General features: G+C 70.9%; 13 protein-coding genes. 5 read left to right on the top strand and 8 right to left on the bottom strand.

Features of this window, described 5'->3' with window-relative positions; genetic code table 11:
• Nucleotides 1-161: 161 nt before the first annotated feature.
• The 8 genes from LPA41_RS23765 to LPA41_RS23730 all read right to left on the bottom strand — a co-directional run bounded on the left by LPA41_RS23765 (nucleotide 162) and on the right by LPA41_RS23730 (nucleotide 10,552).
• The gene (locus tag LPA41_RS23765; RefSeq protein WP_229072969.1) at nucleotides 162-1,352 is read right to left on the bottom strand and encodes a hypothetical protein; all 1,191 of its coding nucleotides are present in this window, start codon (nucleotides 1,350-1,352) and stop codon (nucleotides 162-164) included.
• Nucleotides 1,353-2,057: 705 nt separating this feature from the next.
• On the bottom strand, nucleotides 2,058-3,437 hold the full coding sequence (locus LPA41_RS23760) for a polysaccharide lyase family 1 protein (protein ID WP_229072968.1): 1,380 nt from the start codon (nucleotides 3,435-3,437) through the stop codon (nucleotides 2,058-2,060).
• Nucleotides 3,438-3,442: 5 nt separating this feature from the next.
• The gene (locus LPA41_RS23755; RefSeq protein WP_229072967.1) at nucleotides 3,443-3,778 is read right to left on the bottom strand and encodes a cupin domain-containing protein; all 336 of its coding nucleotides are present in this window, start codon (nucleotides 3,776-3,778) and stop codon (nucleotides 3,443-3,445) included.
• Nucleotides 3,779-3,840: 62 nt separating this feature from the next.
• On the bottom strand, nucleotides 3,841-4,959 hold the full coding sequence (locus tag LPA41_RS23750) for a Gfo/Idh/MocA family protein (RefSeq protein WP_229072966.1): 1,119 nt from the start codon (nucleotides 4,957-4,959) through the stop codon (nucleotides 3,841-3,843).
• Between the two features lie 115 nt (nucleotides 4,960-5,074).
• Nucleotides 5,075-6,535 carry a mannitol dehydrogenase family protein gene (locus tag LPA41_RS23745; RefSeq protein WP_229072965.1) on the bottom strand — a complete coding sequence of 487 codons (1,461 nt, stop codon included), beginning with the start codon at nucleotides 6,533-6,535 and terminating at the stop codon, nucleotides 5,075-5,077.
• The gene (locus LPA41_RS23740) at nucleotides 6,526-7,815 is read right to left on the bottom strand and encodes an enolase C-terminal domain-like protein (protein WP_229072964.1); all 1,290 of its coding nucleotides are present in this window, start codon (nucleotides 7,813-7,815) and stop codon (nucleotides 6,526-6,528) included. Before LPA41_RS23740 ends, LPA41_RS23745 begins: the two co-directional genes overlap by 10 nt.
• Nucleotides 7,812-9,224 (bottom strand): glucuronate isomerase, encoded by a 1,413-nt coding sequence (uxaC, locus tag LPA41_RS23735; protein WP_229072963.1) that lies wholly within the window; start codon nucleotides 9,222-9,224, stop codon nucleotides 7,812-7,814. The genes LPA41_RS23740 and uxaC overlap by 4 nt, the downstream gene beginning before the upstream one ends.
• Nucleotides 9,221-10,552 carry a Gfo/Idh/MocA family protein gene (locus tag LPA41_RS23730; RefSeq protein ID WP_229072962.1) on the bottom strand — a complete coding sequence of 444 codons (1,332 nt, stop codon included), beginning with the start codon at nucleotides 10,550-10,552 and terminating at the stop codon, nucleotides 9,221-9,223. Before LPA41_RS23730 ends, uxaC begins: the two co-directional genes overlap by 4 nt.
• A 230-nt stretch (nucleotides 10,553-10,782) precedes the next feature.
• On the opposite strand from LPA41_RS23730, the gene LPA41_RS23725 reads away from it, so the two are divergent.
• The 5 genes from LPA41_RS23725 to LPA41_RS23705 are packed head-to-tail and all read left to right on the top strand — an operon-like array spanning nucleotide 10,783 to nucleotide 15,666.
• A complete protein-coding gene (locus LPA41_RS23725) occupies nucleotides 10,783-11,808 on the top strand; it encodes a LacI family DNA-binding transcriptional regulator (RefSeq protein WP_229072974.1) in 1,026 nt (341 codons plus the stop codon).
• A 9-nt stretch (nucleotides 11,809-11,817) separates the two neighbouring features.
• On the top strand, nucleotides 11,818-13,113 hold the full coding sequence (locus LPA41_RS23720; protein WP_229072961.1) for an ABC transporter substrate-binding protein: 1,296 nt from the start codon (nucleotides 11,818-11,820) through the stop codon (nucleotides 13,111-13,113).
• A 5-nt stretch (nucleotides 13,114-13,118) separates the two neighbouring features.
• A complete protein-coding gene (locus tag LPA41_RS23715; RefSeq protein ID WP_229072960.1) occupies nucleotides 13,119-14,096 on the top strand; it encodes a carbohydrate ABC transporter permease in 978 nt (325 codons plus the stop codon).
• Complete coding sequence (locus tag LPA41_RS23710) at nucleotides 14,096-14,929, top strand: carbohydrate ABC transporter permease (protein WP_229072959.1); 834 nt, start codon at nucleotides 14,096-14,098, stop codon at nucleotides 14,927-14,929. Before LPA41_RS23715 ends, LPA41_RS23710 begins: the two co-directional genes overlap by 1 nt.
• On the top strand, nucleotides 14,926-15,666 hold the full coding sequence (locus tag LPA41_RS23705) for a hypothetical protein (protein ID WP_229072958.1): 741 nt from the start codon (nucleotides 14,926-14,928) through the stop codon (nucleotides 15,664-15,666). Before LPA41_RS23710 ends, LPA41_RS23705 begins: the two co-directional genes overlap by 4 nt.
• Nucleotides 15,667-15,990 lie beyond the last annotated feature (324 nt).

Here is a 15,990-nt window from a genome sequence, read left to right as displayed (position 1 = left end):
GAGCGCAAGATATGCCTCACGCTCGCGGGTCAGACGTCGACGGCCCTGATTGACCGACCGGTCCCGGACCTCGAAGTCCATCGCATCCCCTGAACTGGGGTGTTGCGACGACTCCTAGAACCCAAGGCGTGGTGGCCGGGCCGTCCGGGAAGGTCAGTTCCTCACTGGTTCAGTCCGCAGGGGGCCAGGCCCTCGGCGTTCAGGTTCGGCTTGGCGGCCGCCCGCCCGATCGCGGTCTCCATCCGGTTGATCGTGGCGAACCGCTTGTCCTCCAGCGGACCGAGGATCGCGTTCTGGATGAAGTTCGGACCACCCTGGCCCACGGTGCCGGCGATCCGGTTGTTCGCCTCCCGGATCTGCGTCTCCAGCAGTTCCAGGTTGCGGGTCACCTCGGACTGCGCCGACGCCGGGATCGCCACGCCGATGTTCACGGCCGGGCAGTTCACGGTCGGCACGGCGCCGTTCCCCGCGTTGCCACCGGCGTTGCCGCCGCCGTTGTTGCCGGCCGGTGCGCCCGGCACCGCGGTCGGTTCCGGCGCCGCGTCACCGCCACCGTTCTCGTTCAGCGAGCACGGCGCCAGCCCTTCCGCGTTCAGGTCCGGCTTCGCGGCCGCCCGCCCGATCGCCGTCTCCATCCGGTTGATCGTGGCGAACCGCTTGTCCTCCAGCGGACCGAGGATCGCGTTCTGGATGAAGTTGGCGCCGCCCTGACCCACGGTGTTGCGGATCCGGGTGTTGGCCTCCTGGATCTGCGTGTTCAGCAGGGCCAGGTTCCGCTCGATCTCCGCCTGCGCGGACGCCGGAACCGCCGGAAGCTTGTCAGCGACCGACGGGCAGTTCACCGTGGGCAGCCCGTCCGCGTTGCCGCCGCCCGCGTTGCCGTTGCCACCGCCGTTGTTCCCGTTGCCACCGCCGGCGTTGCCGCCGCCGCTGTTGCCGGCCGGTGCGCCCGGCACCGCGGTCGGTTCCGGCGCCGCGTCACCGCCACCGTTCTCGTTCAGCGAGCACGGCGCCAGCCCTTCCGCGTTCAGGTCCGGCTTCGCGGCCGCCCGCCCGATCGCCGTCTCCATCCGGTTGATCGTGGCGAACCGCTTGTCCTCCAGCGGACCGAGGATCGCGTTCTGGATGAAGTTGGCGCCGCCCTGACCGACCGAACTCGCGATCCGATTGTTCGCCTCCTGGATCTGCGTGTTCAGCAGCGCCAGGTTCCGCTCGATCTCCGCCTGCGCCGACGCCGGAACCGCCGGAAGCTTGTCAGCCACACTGGCGCAGTTCACCGTCGGAGTCGCCGTGTCGGCAGCCGCCGCCACCCCGAGTCCGACACCGACCATCGCCACCGCGACACCCGCCACGCCGGCCACCCGCCAGCGCCGAACGTTCGATCCCCCCGCGTTGCTCCGGTAGCTCCGGTACCGCTTCATCTGCGTGCCTTCCTGTCGGACCACGTTCTCGCCGGTCCATACGGGAACGCTCCCAGGAGGGATCGAACTAAAGAGAAACTTAAGGTTGTGGGCGCTGCCGCTTTAAGGTCCAAGTCCGTTTCTGGTCACCCAAAGCCGCCGCTCAGGCACGCCTGACGCCTCCGGCCGCCGAGGTTGCTGCCAGCCGTGAGCCTCCGGCCGCCGCACCCCGATCGCCGCACCCCGGGCGACACACCCCGGCCTGCGCACCCGGGCCGGCGCACCCGGGCGGCGCACCCGATCGCCGTCCAGCCGACACCGCCCGGTCTTAAGCACCCCGGGTCCTCCGATTCCAGCCCGAGTGGCGCCGGCCGCGCCGCCCACGCCGAGATGTTGATCTGCTAGCGCTACGAAATCGCTGTGATCAAGGGGTTAAAACCGCGAATTCGTAGCGCTAGCAGATCAACATCGCCGCGCAGGCGCCACGTAGCAGATCAACATCGCCGCGCAGGCGCCACGCAGCAGATCAACATCGCCGCGCAGGTGTCACGCAGCAGATCAACATCGCCGCGCAGGCTGGGACACCCCGCTGACGGCCGTGAGCCACAGCCGGAGTTGCTGCGGCTGTGGCTCACGGGATCGGCGGGACGGATCGGGTCAGAGGCGGCCGGCGCCGGCTTCGGCGTTCACCACGGTGGGGACCTGGGCGGTCGGGGTGATCGGGCCGGGCCGTAGCACCGGCACCCAGCCCGCGTCCGTGCCGAGGTCCGGGTCGTGGGTGGCGTTGTAGGCGCCGAGCAGGCTCACCGCGCTCACCGGGCCGGTGCCGACCCGGGTCAGGGTGCCGATCTCGGTCATCCCGGCGCCACCCCAGTCGTAGACGAAGTCTTCGAGGGGGATGTCGGCGCTGCGGAGCAGGAAGTTGTTCTCCGCGTAGATCGCCGATTGGACGCCGACGCCCCACGAATAGGAGTAGGCGTCCTCGTCGGTCAGATAGTAGTAGTTGTTGTAGACGTCGACCTGGCCGAACCGGACACGCGGCACCCGTTGCCCGACATTGGCGAAACGGTTGTGGTGAACTGTCACGCGCAGCTTTCCGACGTCGGCGCCGACCGTGTTGGTGGAACCGATCAGCATGGTCTTGTCGTGTTCCTGGAAGACGTTCCAGGACGCTGTCACGTAATCGGAGGCGCGAATGATGTCGAGGGCACCGTCGTGCACCTGGTAGGGGCGCCCGAAATAGCGCGGCTGCGCCGAGTCCACATTGTTGCCGTCGCTGAACGTGTTGTGGTCGACCCACACGTGGGTGGCTCCGGTCAGGGTGACCAGGTCGTAGGCGGAGTTCCAGTTCCCGGCGGAGCCGTCGGTCGGGTCCCACGCCGGGAAGCAGTCGGCCGCGTCCTCGAGCCGCAGGTTGCGGACGATGACGTTGTCGACGTTCTGGACGAGCAGGTTCGCGCCGACCAGGCGGGCGTTCGGCAGTCCGAGAATTGTCGTGTTGGCCCCGACCCGCAGCTGGATCCGGGCGGCCTGGTTGCGCTGCGAGCGGACCCGGGCCTCCTCGAGCGGGCCGGTCGGCCGGGTCGCCGTACCCCACACGGCCGGGTCGTACGTGGCCAGGTACTGGTCGAGGGAGTAGGCCGGGTCCGCGTAGTCGGCGCAGGTCAGTGGCGCGCCGGCATCGTCCACGTTGGCCTGGACGGTTCCGGATATGAGCACGATGCGCGGTGTCGGGTCGGTGCCGCCGGCGAGGGCGGTGGCCAACTCTGATCGGTTGCGTACGACGAAGACGTGCGCGTCGTCGGCCGCGGAACCGCCGGTGGTGCCGCCGGCGGCAGCGGCCCAGCCGTCGTTGGCGGGCAGCACCTGACGGGCCGCCGCGGGAAGGACGGCAGGCGCAGCCGAGGGAGGGACGGCGGCGGGAAGGACGGCGGACGCGGACGGAACGGTGGCGGAGACGGCCGGCGGAACGGCGAGCACGCCGGCGAGGACAGCGCCGAGCGTTGCGGTGAGTGCGGGAGCGGGTCGGGTGAACATGGCGGTTACGCGACCGGTTCCAGATGCATCCACACGAATACGAGCGGATCCGCGCCCTTGCTGATCAGATGGTGGTCCTCCCCCGGTTCGAAGACTATCGCCTCACCGGACTGGAATGTGTCCACTTGGACTCCTTCAACTTCGATCGCACCACTGCCCTGGACGATGACGAACACTTCCGGAACCGTGTGCACATGCCGGCCCGGTTCGTCGTGCGTCCGGAAATGGGGTTCCGCGTAGACGCGGAACCCGCCCCGCTGCACCACGTGCCCGGGAAGGACGCTGGTGAAGGTGGGACCACGATGATGTGCTTCAAGTTCTGCGACGGACATCTTGCGCATCGTTTTTCCTTTCCTCACTTCGAGAGAGGCGGAACGCGAGGAGGCACGGGAGGGGAGCAATCTCAGGTGGCCGGGTACGCACCGAGCCGCACCCCGATCCGGCGGGCCGGCACCGCCCAGCCGACCCCGGCCTCGGACGGCAGTTCGCCGGTCTCGGCCACCTGGCGGACCAGCGCGTCGATCCCCGGCAGCACCTGCCCGCCGCCCGCCGGGTGCGGCCGGAGCCACCGTCCCCCGATCTCCACCGGCGGTTCCGACCGCACGATCGCCTCCGCGACGGCCGTGAAGACCTCGGTCCGCTCCAGCGGTGCGAGCAGCTCGACGGCCGGGTCGTCCCGGTGGTCGAGGAGGTTCTCCAGCAGCCCGGCCCGTCCCGGCACCTCGCGGAACGGCGAGCCGGGCAGTCGCAGGCGGTCCGTGGGGTATTCCAGGGCGGCCTCGCCGGGCGGGCGGCCGACCCGGATCTCGCCGGCCAGGAAGACCTCGGAGGCGAGCGTGACGGCCAGCGTGATCCGCCGCCCGTCGGTGCCGGTGACCCGCAGGAACGTGGTGTCGTCGGTCTCGATGGCCCGGGTGCGGTACCGCTCCAGTTCGAGCGTGACCGGGCGGAAGCCGGGGCCGGCGATGACGAGGGCCTGCATGAGGGCGTGCGCGAACGGGTTGACCAGGGCGCCGTCGAGCACCGGCCGCCCGCCGACGGCTCGCCGGCCGGCCCAGGGCGCGCGGGAGTAGTAGGTGTCCGGCCGCCACCACGCCCCGAGGACGCCGATCGGCCCGGTGGGTCCGGCGGCGATCAGGGCGGCGAGCGCCGCCGAGCCGAGGGCCTGGAATCCGACCTGGCACAGCCGGCCGGTTTCGGCGACCTCGGCGGCGAGCCGGTGGTGTTCGTCGAGCGACATCACCGGCGGTTTCTCCAGGAGCAGGTCGGCCCCGGCGGTGAGCGCGTCGAGGGCGATCGGCAGGTGGGTGTGCGGCGGCGTACAGATGATCACGACGTCGGGGCGCACCTCGGCGAGCAGCGCATTGTGGTCGGTGAAGAACGGCGCGTCCGGCGCCTCCACGGGCTCCCGGTCGCAGAGTCCGGCCACCTTGAGGCGGCCTTCGGCGGCGAGGCGGGCGAGGGTACGGCGGTGGGACGCACCGTGCCCCCCGGCCCCGATCAGGGCGACCCGCGGCGTCACGGCAGCGCCCCGGACACCGCGCGGCGCAAAGCCGCAGGACCGGCGGGCGGGCAGCGCACAGCCGCAGGAGCCACGGGCGGGAGGCGCACGGCCGCGGAAGCGGCGGGACAGGCGGTCATGACAGCGCCCCGATGGTGGCCTCGGCGCCGTGCCGGTCCAGTTCGGTGTACCAGTGGAGCAGTTCACGCCGCAGCACGTCGTCGCCGGCGAGGGATTCCGGGAACACCTCGCGCAGGGTGAGCAGCGCGGTCACCACACCGTCCGGGGTGTCCGGTGCCGCGTCCAGCACCTGCCGGATCCGCCCGGACAGCGGGTCGTCGAGGGGCAGGGTCGCGCCGCTGTCGGCGTACCCCCGCGCGAAGCGCATCCACGCGGCCAGGAACAGCCCCGCCCAGCAGGGGCGGGCACCCAGCGCGCGCAGGTCCCGGACGGTGCCGAGCAGGCGGTGCGGCAGTTTCTGGGTGCCGTCCATCGCGACCTGCAGGTTGCGGTGCCCGAGTTCGCGGTTGGCGAAGCGGGTCAGCGCGGTCTCGCCGTAACCGATCACGGTGACCCCGGCCGGCGGGCGCACGGTGAGCGCCACCTCGTCGGCGACGAAGCGGCGCAGCACGCCGGTGAGGCCGGGCATCTCCAGGGAGTCGGCGATCAGTTCCCGGCCGGCGAGGGCACCGAGGTACGCCGTCGCGGAGTGCACCGCGTTGAGGGCGCGCAGCTTGAGCATCTCCCACGGGGTCACGTCGTCGGTGAGCACCGCCCCTGCCGCCGCCCAGTCCGGCCGCCCGCCGGGGAACCGGTCCTCGATCACCCACTGGGTGAACGGCTCGGCGACGACCGGCACCGCGTCGTCGGCTCCCAGCGCCAGTGCGGCCCGCCGCCGGTGGTCGGCGCTGGTGGCCGGCACGATCCGGTCGACCATGGTGGCCGGGAAGGCGACGTCGTCCGGCAGCGCGGCACCGGCCACCTCCAGGGCCTGTTCGACAAGTCCCCGGATCCGCGGCCCGTTGCCCTGCAGGTTGTCGCAGCAGAGCACGGTGAGCGGTCCGGCGCCGGCGATCCGCCGGGCCAGGACTGCCCGGGCCAGCAGCGCGGGCACGGTCGTCGGCGGCGCCAGCCCGGTGAGCTGGGCGCGCAGCTCGTCGTCGAGCAGCAGGCGGCCGGACGGGTCGAGGCGGTACGCCTTCTCGGTCACGGTGAGCGACACGATCCGGATACCGGGGTCGGCGATGGCGGCGACCACACCGTACGGGTCCCCGGCGGCATGCCCGAGCCCGGCGAGGATGCCCACCGCCCGCGCCTCGTCGACCGGCCCGCCCACGGTGAGCACGCTGTAGAGCCGGTCCTGCTCGCGCAGCCGGTCCAGCACGTCGCGGGAGCGCGGCGCGACGCCGACGATCCCCCAGTTCCCGCCGGACGCGGCGACCGCCGCCTCGGTGTAGACGGCCTGATGTGCCCGATGGAACGCGCCGAGTCCGAGGTGGACGATGCCGGGCCGGACCTCGCCGGGGCTGACCAGGGGTCGCCGGCCGGCGGGCATCGACGCGAGCGCGGGCAGGCCGAGCCGATAGGTCACCGCCATGCCGGTCCTTCCGGGAAGCGGAACCCGGCGATCGAGGCCGGCTTCATCTCGACGCTGTAGCCGGGGCGTTGCGGCAGCCGGTACCGGCCGTCGACGACCGTGACCGGGTCGGTGAAGTGCTCGTGCAGGTGGTCGACATATTCGATCATGCGGCCGTCCAGTGACCGGCCGACGCGCAGGTAGTCGAAGATCGCCAGGTGCTGGACGTACTCGCAGAGGCCGACGCCACCGGCGTGCGGGCAGACCGGCACGCCGAACTTCGCGGCCATCAGCAGGGTGGCGAGCACCTCGTTGACGCCGGCGACCCGGCAGGCGTCCACCTGGCAGACCCGGATCGCCCGGGCCTGCATCAGCTGCTTGAAGATCACCCGGTTGGCGGCGACCTCACCGGTGGCGACTCGGACCGGTGCCACCGCCTCGGCGATCCGGGCGTGGCCGAGAACGTCGTCGGCGTGGGTGGGCTCTTCGATCCAGTACGGGTCGAACTCGCCCAGCCGGGCCATCGCGGCGATCGCCTCGTCGACGTCCCAGACCTGGTTGGCGTCCATCATCAGCAGCGCGCCCTCGGGCAGTTCGCTCCGGATGATGCCGGCGCGCCGCACGTCGTCGTCGAGCGGGCCGCCGACCTTCATCTTCACCGCCCGCCACCCGTCGGCCACGGCCTGCCGGGTCAGCTCACGGACCTTGTCGTCCGGGTAGCCCAGCCAGCCGACGCTCGTGGTGTAGGCCGGGAAGCCGTCGCGTTCCAGTTCGGCGCGGCGGTCCGCGTACCCGATGGTGCCCTTCTCCAGGATCTCGCGCGCTTCGCCGGGCGTGATCGCGTCGCTGATGTGCCGGAAGTCGATCGCGGCGACGAGGTCGGCGCTCGGCATCTCGGCGAGGTACTGCCACATCGGCTTCCCGGCGAGGCGCGCCCGCAGGTCCCAGACCGCGTTGATCAGCGCGCCGGACGCCATGTGGATGACGCCCTTCTCCGGTCCGAGCCAGCGCAGCTGCGGGTCCGCGGTGATCGAGCGGAAGAACGTGACCTGGTCGGCGGCGAGTTCCTCGACGGTCCGGCCGGTGACGTGCCCGGCCAGTGCCTCGACCGCCGCGCAGGTGAGCTCGTTGCCCCGGCCGTTGGTGAAGGTGAGCCCGCTGCCGGTGACGCCGGCGTCCGTGGTGACCTCGACGTACGTGGCGGAGTAGTCGCCCCGGTTGATCGCGTCGGAGCCGTCGCCGGCGGCCGCGGTGGGGAAACGGACGTCGTGGACGTCGACGCCGGTGATTCGGACCGTCACGAGGCACCATCCAGTCGGAAGATTCGCTTGGGCAGGTGGTAGGCGAGGTCCGCGATCGTCTCGGCGGCCTCGTCGAGGGGCAGCCGGCCCTCGGCGACGAGCCGGGCCAGGAAGCCGGCGTCGATCCGGCGGGCCACGTCGTGCCGGGCCGGGATGGAGCAGAACGCGCGGGTGTCGTCGGCGAACCCGGCGGTGTTGTAGAAGCCGGCCGTCTCGGTGACGGCCTCGCGGAACCGGCGCAGGCCTTCCGGGCTGTCCAGGAACCACCAGGGCGCACCGAGGTAGAGGGCCGGGTAGCCGCCCGCCAGCGGTGCGAGTTCCCGGGTGAACGTGGTCTCGTCCAGGGTGTAGAGCACGATCCGCAGGCGGGGGTCGTGCCCGTACGCGTCGAGCAGCGGCCGCAGGCCGCGCACGTAGTCGGTGGCCGACGGGATGTCGCCGCCGACGTCGCGGCCGTGCCGGCCGTAGAGGTACGTGTCGTGGTTGCGCACCGAGCCGGGGTGCAGCTGCATCACCAGGCCGTCCTCCAGCGACATCCGGGCGAACTCGGTGAGCATGTGCGCCCGGAACGCCTCGGCGTCCCGTTCGTCGGCGCCGCCGCCGAGGGCCTTGCGGTAGAGCACCGCCGCCTCGCCGTCGTCGAGCACCAGGGTCGCGGCGGTGGGGTGCCCGTGGTCGGAGCTGGTGGCGCCGGCGGCGACGAAGAGCTCGCGGCGGGCGCGCAGGGCGGCGAGGAAGCCGGGGTACGTGCCCACGTCGCGGCCGGTCAGCTCGCCGAGGGCGGCCACCCGTTCCGGCCATCCCGGCCATTCCGGGTCGACCAGGTTGTCCGGCCGGAACGTGGTGATCACCCGCCCGCCGGGACCGCCCCAGCCGTCCGCGGCCAGCTTGGCGTGCGCGGCCAGTTCGTCGAGCGGGCTCTCGGTGGTGGCCAGCACCTCCAGGTTGAAGCGGGTGAACAGTGCCCGCGGCCGGTACTCCGGCTCGGCCAGCCGGGCGCTCAGCTCATCGTAGATCTCGTCGGCGGTGTCCGCGCCGAGCCGCTTGTCGATGCCGAACACGTCGGCCAGCACCTTCTCGGTCCAGAGCCGGGACGGGGTGCCGCGGAACAGGTGCCAGTTCCCGGCGAGCAGCCGCCAGATGGCCCGGCCGTCGGTCTCCACCTCGGACCCGTCGATGCTTGGCACGCCGAGCCGGCTCTGCGGGATGCCCTGGCTGGCGAGCATCCGGGTGACGTAGTGGTCGGGCACCACGAACAGCCGGGCCGGGTCGGGGAACGGGGTGTCGTCGGCCAGCAGGGCCGGGTCGACGTGACCGTGCGGACTGATCAGCGGCAGGTGCCGGGCGTGCTCGTAGAGCTCGCCGGCGATCTGCCGAACAGTCGGCTCGGCGGGAAAGAGATGGGTCACCTGATCTCCTCGATGTTCAGGACGTCCTTCACCGTGACGGCTGTGCCGGTCCTGATCGACTCGTTGGCGGCGAGCCCGGTCAGCAGGGCCCGGGCGCCGTCCTCTCCGGTGGCGCTCCGGTGCAGCGGGTCGGTCCGCCCGTCCGGCCGGATCAGATCCGCCAGCATCCGGACGTCGCCACCGCCGTGGCCACCGCGGGAGAGTCCCTCGACGACCACCTCGCGCGGCGGCGCCCAGTACGGCCGGACCAGCAGCCGCTTGAAGCCCCGCTCGGCGGTGGACTCCGCGCCGGGCTCGCCCTTGACCGCGCCGGCGGCCGAGGGCGCCACATGATCGCTCTCCACCACCTCGAGCTCGAGACGTCCCCGGCTTCCGTTGATCATGAGCCGGTAACCCTCCCACGGCGCGTAGGCCGTCAGGTGGTAGCTCATCGACGCCCCGCGGGCGTAGCGGACCAGCACTGCCATATCGTCCTCGATGGATACCCCGGATGCGAAGACGTTCTGGTCGCGGTGATAGCCGTCGTGCCGCTCGGCGTCCAGGTAGAGCTCCTTGAGCCCGGGCTCGTCGGCGAGCCGCAGCGCGAAGGGATCGCCGTCGGCGCCCGCCTCGCCGTGGGCCCGCGCATAGTCCCGCGCGTATCCGTGCCGCCGGCCCTGATCGCCGTAGAAGAACAGCCGACCCGCCGCGAAGACCTGCTCCGGCTCGTCGTCCAGCCACCAGTTCACCAGGTCGAAGTGGTGGCTCGCCTTGTGCACGAGCAGGCCGCCGGAGTTGGCCTTGTCCCGGTGCCAGCGCCGGAAGTAGTCGGCTCCGTGGCGCACGTCGAGCAGCCACTCGAAGTGCACCGAGCCGACCTCGCCGATCTCGCCGCCGGAGATGATCCGCTTCACCGCCTCGTGCAACGGGTTGTAGCGGTAGTTGAACGTGACCCGCACGTCGCGCCCGGTCCGGCGGGCGGCCGACAGGATGCGCCGGCAACCGTTCGCGTCCACGGTCATCGGTTTCTCGGTGATCGCGTCGCAGCCGGCCTCCAGCGCCGCCGCTACGTAGTGGTCGTGGTACCGGTCGACGGTCGTGACCAGCGCGACGTCCACCCGCTCGCGTTTGAGCATCTCGGTGAAGTCGGCCGCGTCGTAGACCGGGACCGGCGCGGCGCCGAGGCGCTGCAGGCGGGCGTTGTGCACGGCCGGGCGGGCGGGGTTGGTGTCGGCCAGGGCCACCAGCTCGGCCACGTCGGCGTGGTCGGTGCTGAGCGCTCTGAGAAAGAGACCGGCCCGGGCGCCGGCGCCCACGAGGGCGTACCGGCGGCGGGGTGACTGCGTCATTCCGTCGCCTCCGTTTTCGGCAAACGTTTGCAACAGATTAGGGAGCGGTCAACAACAGATGTCAATATCCTGCTGATATTTGTCCGGTTTTATGGGTTTTTGGATACGCCCACGCAACAGGATTGACATCGACAGGGGTTGACACGTCCGCAACCGTTTGCATGAATGGCTCTCACCGAGAGACCGGCGTCACATCGATGCCGGTGGAAACTCTCAACGAGGAGGGCACCGTGGCCGTGACGATCCGGGACGTAGCACGAGCGTCCGGCGTGCACATCTCCACGGTGTCGCGCACCTTCTCAGCACCGCACCTGGTCAACCCCGAGACCCGTTCCCGGGTGCTGGCCACCGCGGAGCAGCTCGGCTACCGCCCGAACCGGGCGGCCCGGGCACTGATCACCGGTCGTACCCACAACATCGGCCTGATCGTGGCCGACATAGCGAACCCGTTCTTCCCGCCGCTGATCAAGGCGGCCGAGACACATGCCCGGCGGCGCGACTATCACGTCTTCGTCGCCGATACCGACGAGGACCCGATCGTCGAGGCCGAGCTGGTCCAGGCCCTGGCGAAACAGGTCGACGGGATCCTGCTCTGCAGCCCCCGGATGACCGACGACCAGATCGAGCTGCTCCGCCGTGAGGTGCCGCTGGTCGTCATCAACCGCATGATCACCGGCTTGCCCGCGGTGGTCATGGACGTGGGTCAGGGCGCCCGGTCCGCCGTGCGTCACCTGCTCGACCTGGGTCACCGCCACCTGGTCTACCTGTCCGGACCACGTGGTTCCTGGACCAACCGGGAGATCCGCCGGGCCGCCGGGGCCACCGCCCGGGCGGCCGGCGCGGAACTCACCGTCCTGGGCCCGCACCAGCCGGTCACCGCGGCCGGCGCCGCGGCCGCCGGGGCCGTGCTCGCCACCGGTGCCACCGGCGTGCTCGCCTACAACGACCTGATGGCGATCGGCCTGCTCCAGGCGCTGCAGGACCGGCACGTCCCGGTGCCCGGTCAGGTGAGCGTCGTCGGAATAGACGACATCGCCGCCAGCGAGCTGGTCCGTCCGCAGCTCACCACCGTGGCGAACCCGACCGCGGCCGCCGGACGGGCCGCCGTCGACATGCTCCTGCAGCAGGGCGACGACGGATCCACCGCACAGATCAACCTCCACACCGACCTGGTCATCCGCAACTCCACCGGCCCGGGACCGTTCCTGCCCGCCGGTGCGACCACCGCTGAGGTCGCCGCATACGTCAAGGAGTGACGACAAGCCATGACCGCAACACATACCCCCCGGCGCCGCTTCCTGAGCAGCATCGTCGCCGGCATGATCGCCCTTCCCCTCGTGCTCGGCGCCTGTGGCGGTGACGACGAGGGCAGCTCCGACGGCAAGGTCGAACTGAGCTTCTTCTGGTGGGGCGGCGAGGCCCGCGCCGAACTCACCGAGAAGGCCCTCGACCTCTACACCGCCAAGCACCCGGACGTCACGTTCAAGAAGACCTGGCAGGCCAACCAGGGCTACTTCGACAAGCTGGCCACGCTCACCGCCGGTGACGACGCGCCGGACATCTTCCAGATCGACGACAACTTCCTCTCCGAGTACGCGACCCGCAACGTCACGCTGGACCTCACCTCGTACCAGGAGTCCGGCAAGCTGGACACCACGAAGTTCCCCGAGGGCCTGTGGAAGTACGGCGTCGTCGACGGCAAGCTCGCCGGCCTCGCGTTCGGCGAGAACACCCAGGGCCTGGTCTACAACAAGTCCAAGCTGGAGGCCGCCAAGCAGCCGCTCCCGGAGACCGGGATGAGCTGGGAGGAGCACATCGCCTGGGCTCAGAAGGCCGGCGCCGCCGCGAAACTGCCCGGCACGCAGGACCCGAGCGCCGACTACAAGGCGTTCTGGGTGTGGCTGCGCCAGCAGGGCAAGGAGATGTACAACGGTGCCGAACTCGGCTTCACCCAGGCCGACGTGCAGGCCTGGTTCGAGCTGTGGAAGGGCGCCCGGGACGGCAAGGCCACCCCGACCGCCGACGTGATCCACGAGGGCAACGCCACCGACATCACCAAGCAGCTCGTGGTGACGAACAAGGCGCTCACCTCGTGGGTGTGGGCGAACCAGATGCCCGAGCTGCAGAAGAACACGACGGACGAGCTCGGCCTGGTGGCGTACCCCGGTGACGCCAGCAAGCAGTGGCCGCGCGCCTCGATGTACTTCTCGGTCTTCCGCGGCACCGAGCACAAGGACATCGCGGTCGACGTGATCAACTTCCTGGCGAACGACCCGGAGGCCGGCGCCATCCTCGGCACCGACCGGGGCCTGCCGTCGAACCTGGACATCCGCGCCTCGGTCGCCGCCTCCACCGACAACGCGTCGATGAAGCAGACCATCGCCACCATCGACGAGCTGGCCAAGAACTACGGCCCGTCGCCGACGGTCCCGCCGAAGGGCCACAGCACGGTCCGCTCGGAACTGATCAAGGCCGCCGAGGAGGCCCAGTACGGCCGCGCCACCCCCGCCCAGGCCGCCGAGCAGTTCTTCGCCGCCAGCCAGGCGGCAGTCAGCCGGTGAGTCCCGTGGCTGTCACCCAGGCGCCGCCGTCACCGCAACGGCCGCCCGCCGGTCCCGCCGCCACCCGGCGGCGGGCCCGGCCCGCCCGGCACAAGTCCGACGGCCTGGCCGGCTACATCTTCCTCTCGCCCTGGCTGCTCGGTTTCGCCGCGATCACGGCGATCCCGATGCTCATGTCGCTCTACCTCAGCTTCACCAACTACGACGTGCTCAGCGACTGGTCGTCGACCGAGTGGGTGGGGCTGGACAACTACCGCCAGATGATGACCGAGGACCCCTCCTTCTGGCACGCGGTCCGGGTCACCATCACGTTCGCGCTGGTCGCCACCCCGCTCAAGCTGGCCGCGGCGCTCGGCGTCGCGCTGCTGCTGAACCGCGCGTTCCGGGCCGCCGGCCTGTTCCGCGGCCTGTTCTACCTGCCGTCGCTGCTGGGTGGCAGCGTCGCGGTCGCGATCGTCTGGGTCAGCATGTTCAACCGCGACGGCGCGTTCAACTCGTTCCTCGGCTGGTTCGGGATCGAGGGCAAGGCGTGGGTGAACGACCCGGACTACGCCCTCGGCACGCTGATCCTGCTCGCGGTCTGGCAGTTCGGCGCCCCGATGGTGATCTTCCTGGCCGGTCTGAAGCAGGTGCCGCAGGAGCTATACGAGGCGGCGTCGGTGGACGGCGCCGGCCCGGTCCGGCAGTTCTTCAACGTGACACTGCCCATCCTGTCCCCGGTGATCTTTTTCAACCTGGTGCTCGAGACGATCAACGGGTTCCAGGGCTTCACCTCGGCGTTCGTGCTCTCCGGCGGCACCGGCGGACCGGTCGACTCCACCCTGATGTACACGCTGCACCTCTACAACAAGGGCTTCACCGAGTACCAGATGGGCTACGCGTCCGCGATGGCCTGGGTCTTCCTGCTCTCGATCGGCCTGGTCACCGTGCTCATCTTCCGCACCGGCAAGTTCTGGGTGCACTACTCGGACGGAGACGACTGATGCCACGCACCCTCGGCCGGCCCGTCGTGCTGGTCCTGCTCACCGCGATCGTGCTCTACCCGCTCGCCTGGATGCTCGGCAGCGCGTTCAAGTCGCCGCAGGAGATCCTGAACAACATGGCGGTGTGGCCGCGCGAGTTCACCCCCGGCAACTTCGCCGACGGGTGGAGCCACTTCGACGTCGCGTTCGGCCGGTTCTTCGTGAACAGCGCGATGGTCGCGGGACTCACCGTCGTCGCGAACTGCGTCTCCTGCCTGCTGGCCGCGTACGCCTTCGCCCGCCTGCGTTTCCGGCTCCGCGGCTTCTGGTTCGCCGTCATGATCGGGACGCTGCTGCTTCCCGGTCACGTGCTGATCGTGCCGCAGTTCGTCATGTTCAAGACCTTCGGATGGGTCGGCGGCGACTGGCCGTACGCCCCGCTGATCGTCCCGCAGCTGCTCGCGACCGAGGCGTTCTTCGTCTTTCTGATGGTCCAGTTCATGCGCGGCGTCCCCCGCGAACTCGACGACGCGGCGAAGATCGACGGGTGTACGGCCTTCGGCGTCTTCAAGCACGTCATCCTGCCGCTGTCCCGGCCGGCCCTCGTCTCCACCGCGATCTTCTCGTTCATCTGGACCTGGAACGACTTCTTCCGGCAACTGGTCTACCTCTCCGACCTGGAGAAGTACACCGTTCCGGTGGCGCTGACGCTGTTCATCGACTCCACCGGGCAGAGCGCGGTGGGCCCGATGTTCGCCATGTCGGTGCTGTCGCTGGCGCCGGTGTTCCTGTTCTTCGTGGCCTTCCAGAAGATGCTCGTCGAGGGCATCAACACGACAGGGCTCAAGGGATGACGACCGCCCTCCCGGAGGCTCCCTTGTCGACGTCGCCGGATTCATCGGGTACGGATTCATCCGGTACGGGTTCGCCGGGCGCCGCCTCGTCGGGCGCCGCCTCGTCGGGCGCCGGTTCGTCGGGCGCCGGTTCGTCGGGCGCCGGTTCGTCGGCTCCGGGTTCCGGGTGGCCTGAGGAACAGGTCACCCCGCGTCCGGACTGGCGGGAACGGTTCGCCCTGGGCGCCGACGTGGCGCTGATCGGCATCGTGACGACGGTGGCCGCCCTGCCGCTGCTCACGGCGCCCGCGGCGCTGGCCGCCGGCTCCGCGGCGATCCGGCACCGCTACCGGGAGGGCGGGTTCGGGCCGCTCCGGCCGCTGCTGCGCCAGTTCCGCCGCGGGCTGCTGCCCGGCCTGCCGATGCTGCTGGTGGCGGTCCTGGTGCTGGCCGACCTGACCGCCGTGGGCCGCGGCTGGGTCCCCGGCGGGCGGCCGCTGCTCACCGTGACCGCGGTCGCCGCGTTCGCCCTGGGTGGGCTGGCATCGGTGATCCTGGTCGCGCTGGGCCGTGCACCGGATCGGGCCTGGGCGGAGGCCGCCGCCTGGGCGTGGAACCAGCCCCGGGCGGTCGCCGCGGCCGGCGCGGTCGGAGCGCTGACGTTCTTCCTGGCCCTGACTGTCCCGGCGACGATCCCGCTGATCGTGGGCTTCCACCTCTTCGCCGCACACGTCCTGACCGACCGCCTGTCACGCTGAGCCCTCCCGGCTCCGCACCGCACCACACCACCCGAGCCTTCCCGCACCGCCGCACCGCCGCACCGCCGCACCGCCGCACCGCCGCACCGCCGCACCGCCGCACCGCCGCACCGCCGCACCGCCGCACCGCCGCACCGCCGCACCGCACCGATTCTTTCCTGCGAAGCCGGCAGCCGCGTGACCACCTTTCCACCCCGGTGGACACGCGGCTGCTTCGCACCTGCCAAGCAAACCAGCGGCAGCGCATCACCGGCTGGTCAGCAGCAGTGCGTCCCTGCCGGCTGGTCAGCAGCAGTGCGTCCCTGCCGGCTGGTCAGCAGCAGC

Source organism: Actinoplanes sp. DH11, from assembly GCF_020873875.1.
Lineage (GTDB): Bacteria > Actinomycetota > Actinomycetes > Mycobacteriales > Micromonosporaceae > Actinoplanes.
This window is presented reverse-complemented; position numbering and strand designations above follow the sequence as displayed.

What these genes read in the sequence shown, in the direction of transcription:
- LPA41_RS23760 (WP_229072968.1), bottom strand. Translation starts at nt 3,437, where the DNA reads ATGTTCACCCGACCCGCTCCCGCACTCACCGCAACGCTCGGCGCTGTC.
- LPA41_RS23755 (WP_229072967.1), bottom strand. Translation starts at nt 3,778, where the DNA reads ATGCGCAAGATGTCCGTCGCAGAACTTGAAGCACATCATCGTGGTCCC.
- LPA41_RS23745 (WP_229072965.1), bottom strand. Translation starts at nt 6,535, where the DNA reads ATGGCGGTGACCTATCGGCTCGGCCTGCCCGCGCTCGCGTCGATGCCC.
- LPA41_RS23730 (WP_229072962.1), bottom strand. Translation starts at nt 10,552, where the DNA reads ATGACGCAGTCACCCCGCCGCCGGTACGCCCTCGTGGGCGCCGGCGCC.
- LPA41_RS23720 (WP_229072961.1), top strand. Translation starts at nt 11,818, where the DNA reads ATGACCGCAACACATACCCCCCGGCGCCGCTTCCTGAGCAGCATCGTC.
- LPA41_RS23710 (WP_229072959.1), top strand. Translation starts at nt 14,096, where the DNA reads ATGCCACGCACCCTCGGCCGGCCCGTCGTGCTGGTCCTGCTCACCGCG.
- LPA41_RS23705 (WP_229072958.1), top strand. Translation starts at nt 14,926, where the DNA reads ATGACGACCGCCCTCCCGGAGGCTCCCTTGTCGACGTCGCCGGATTCA.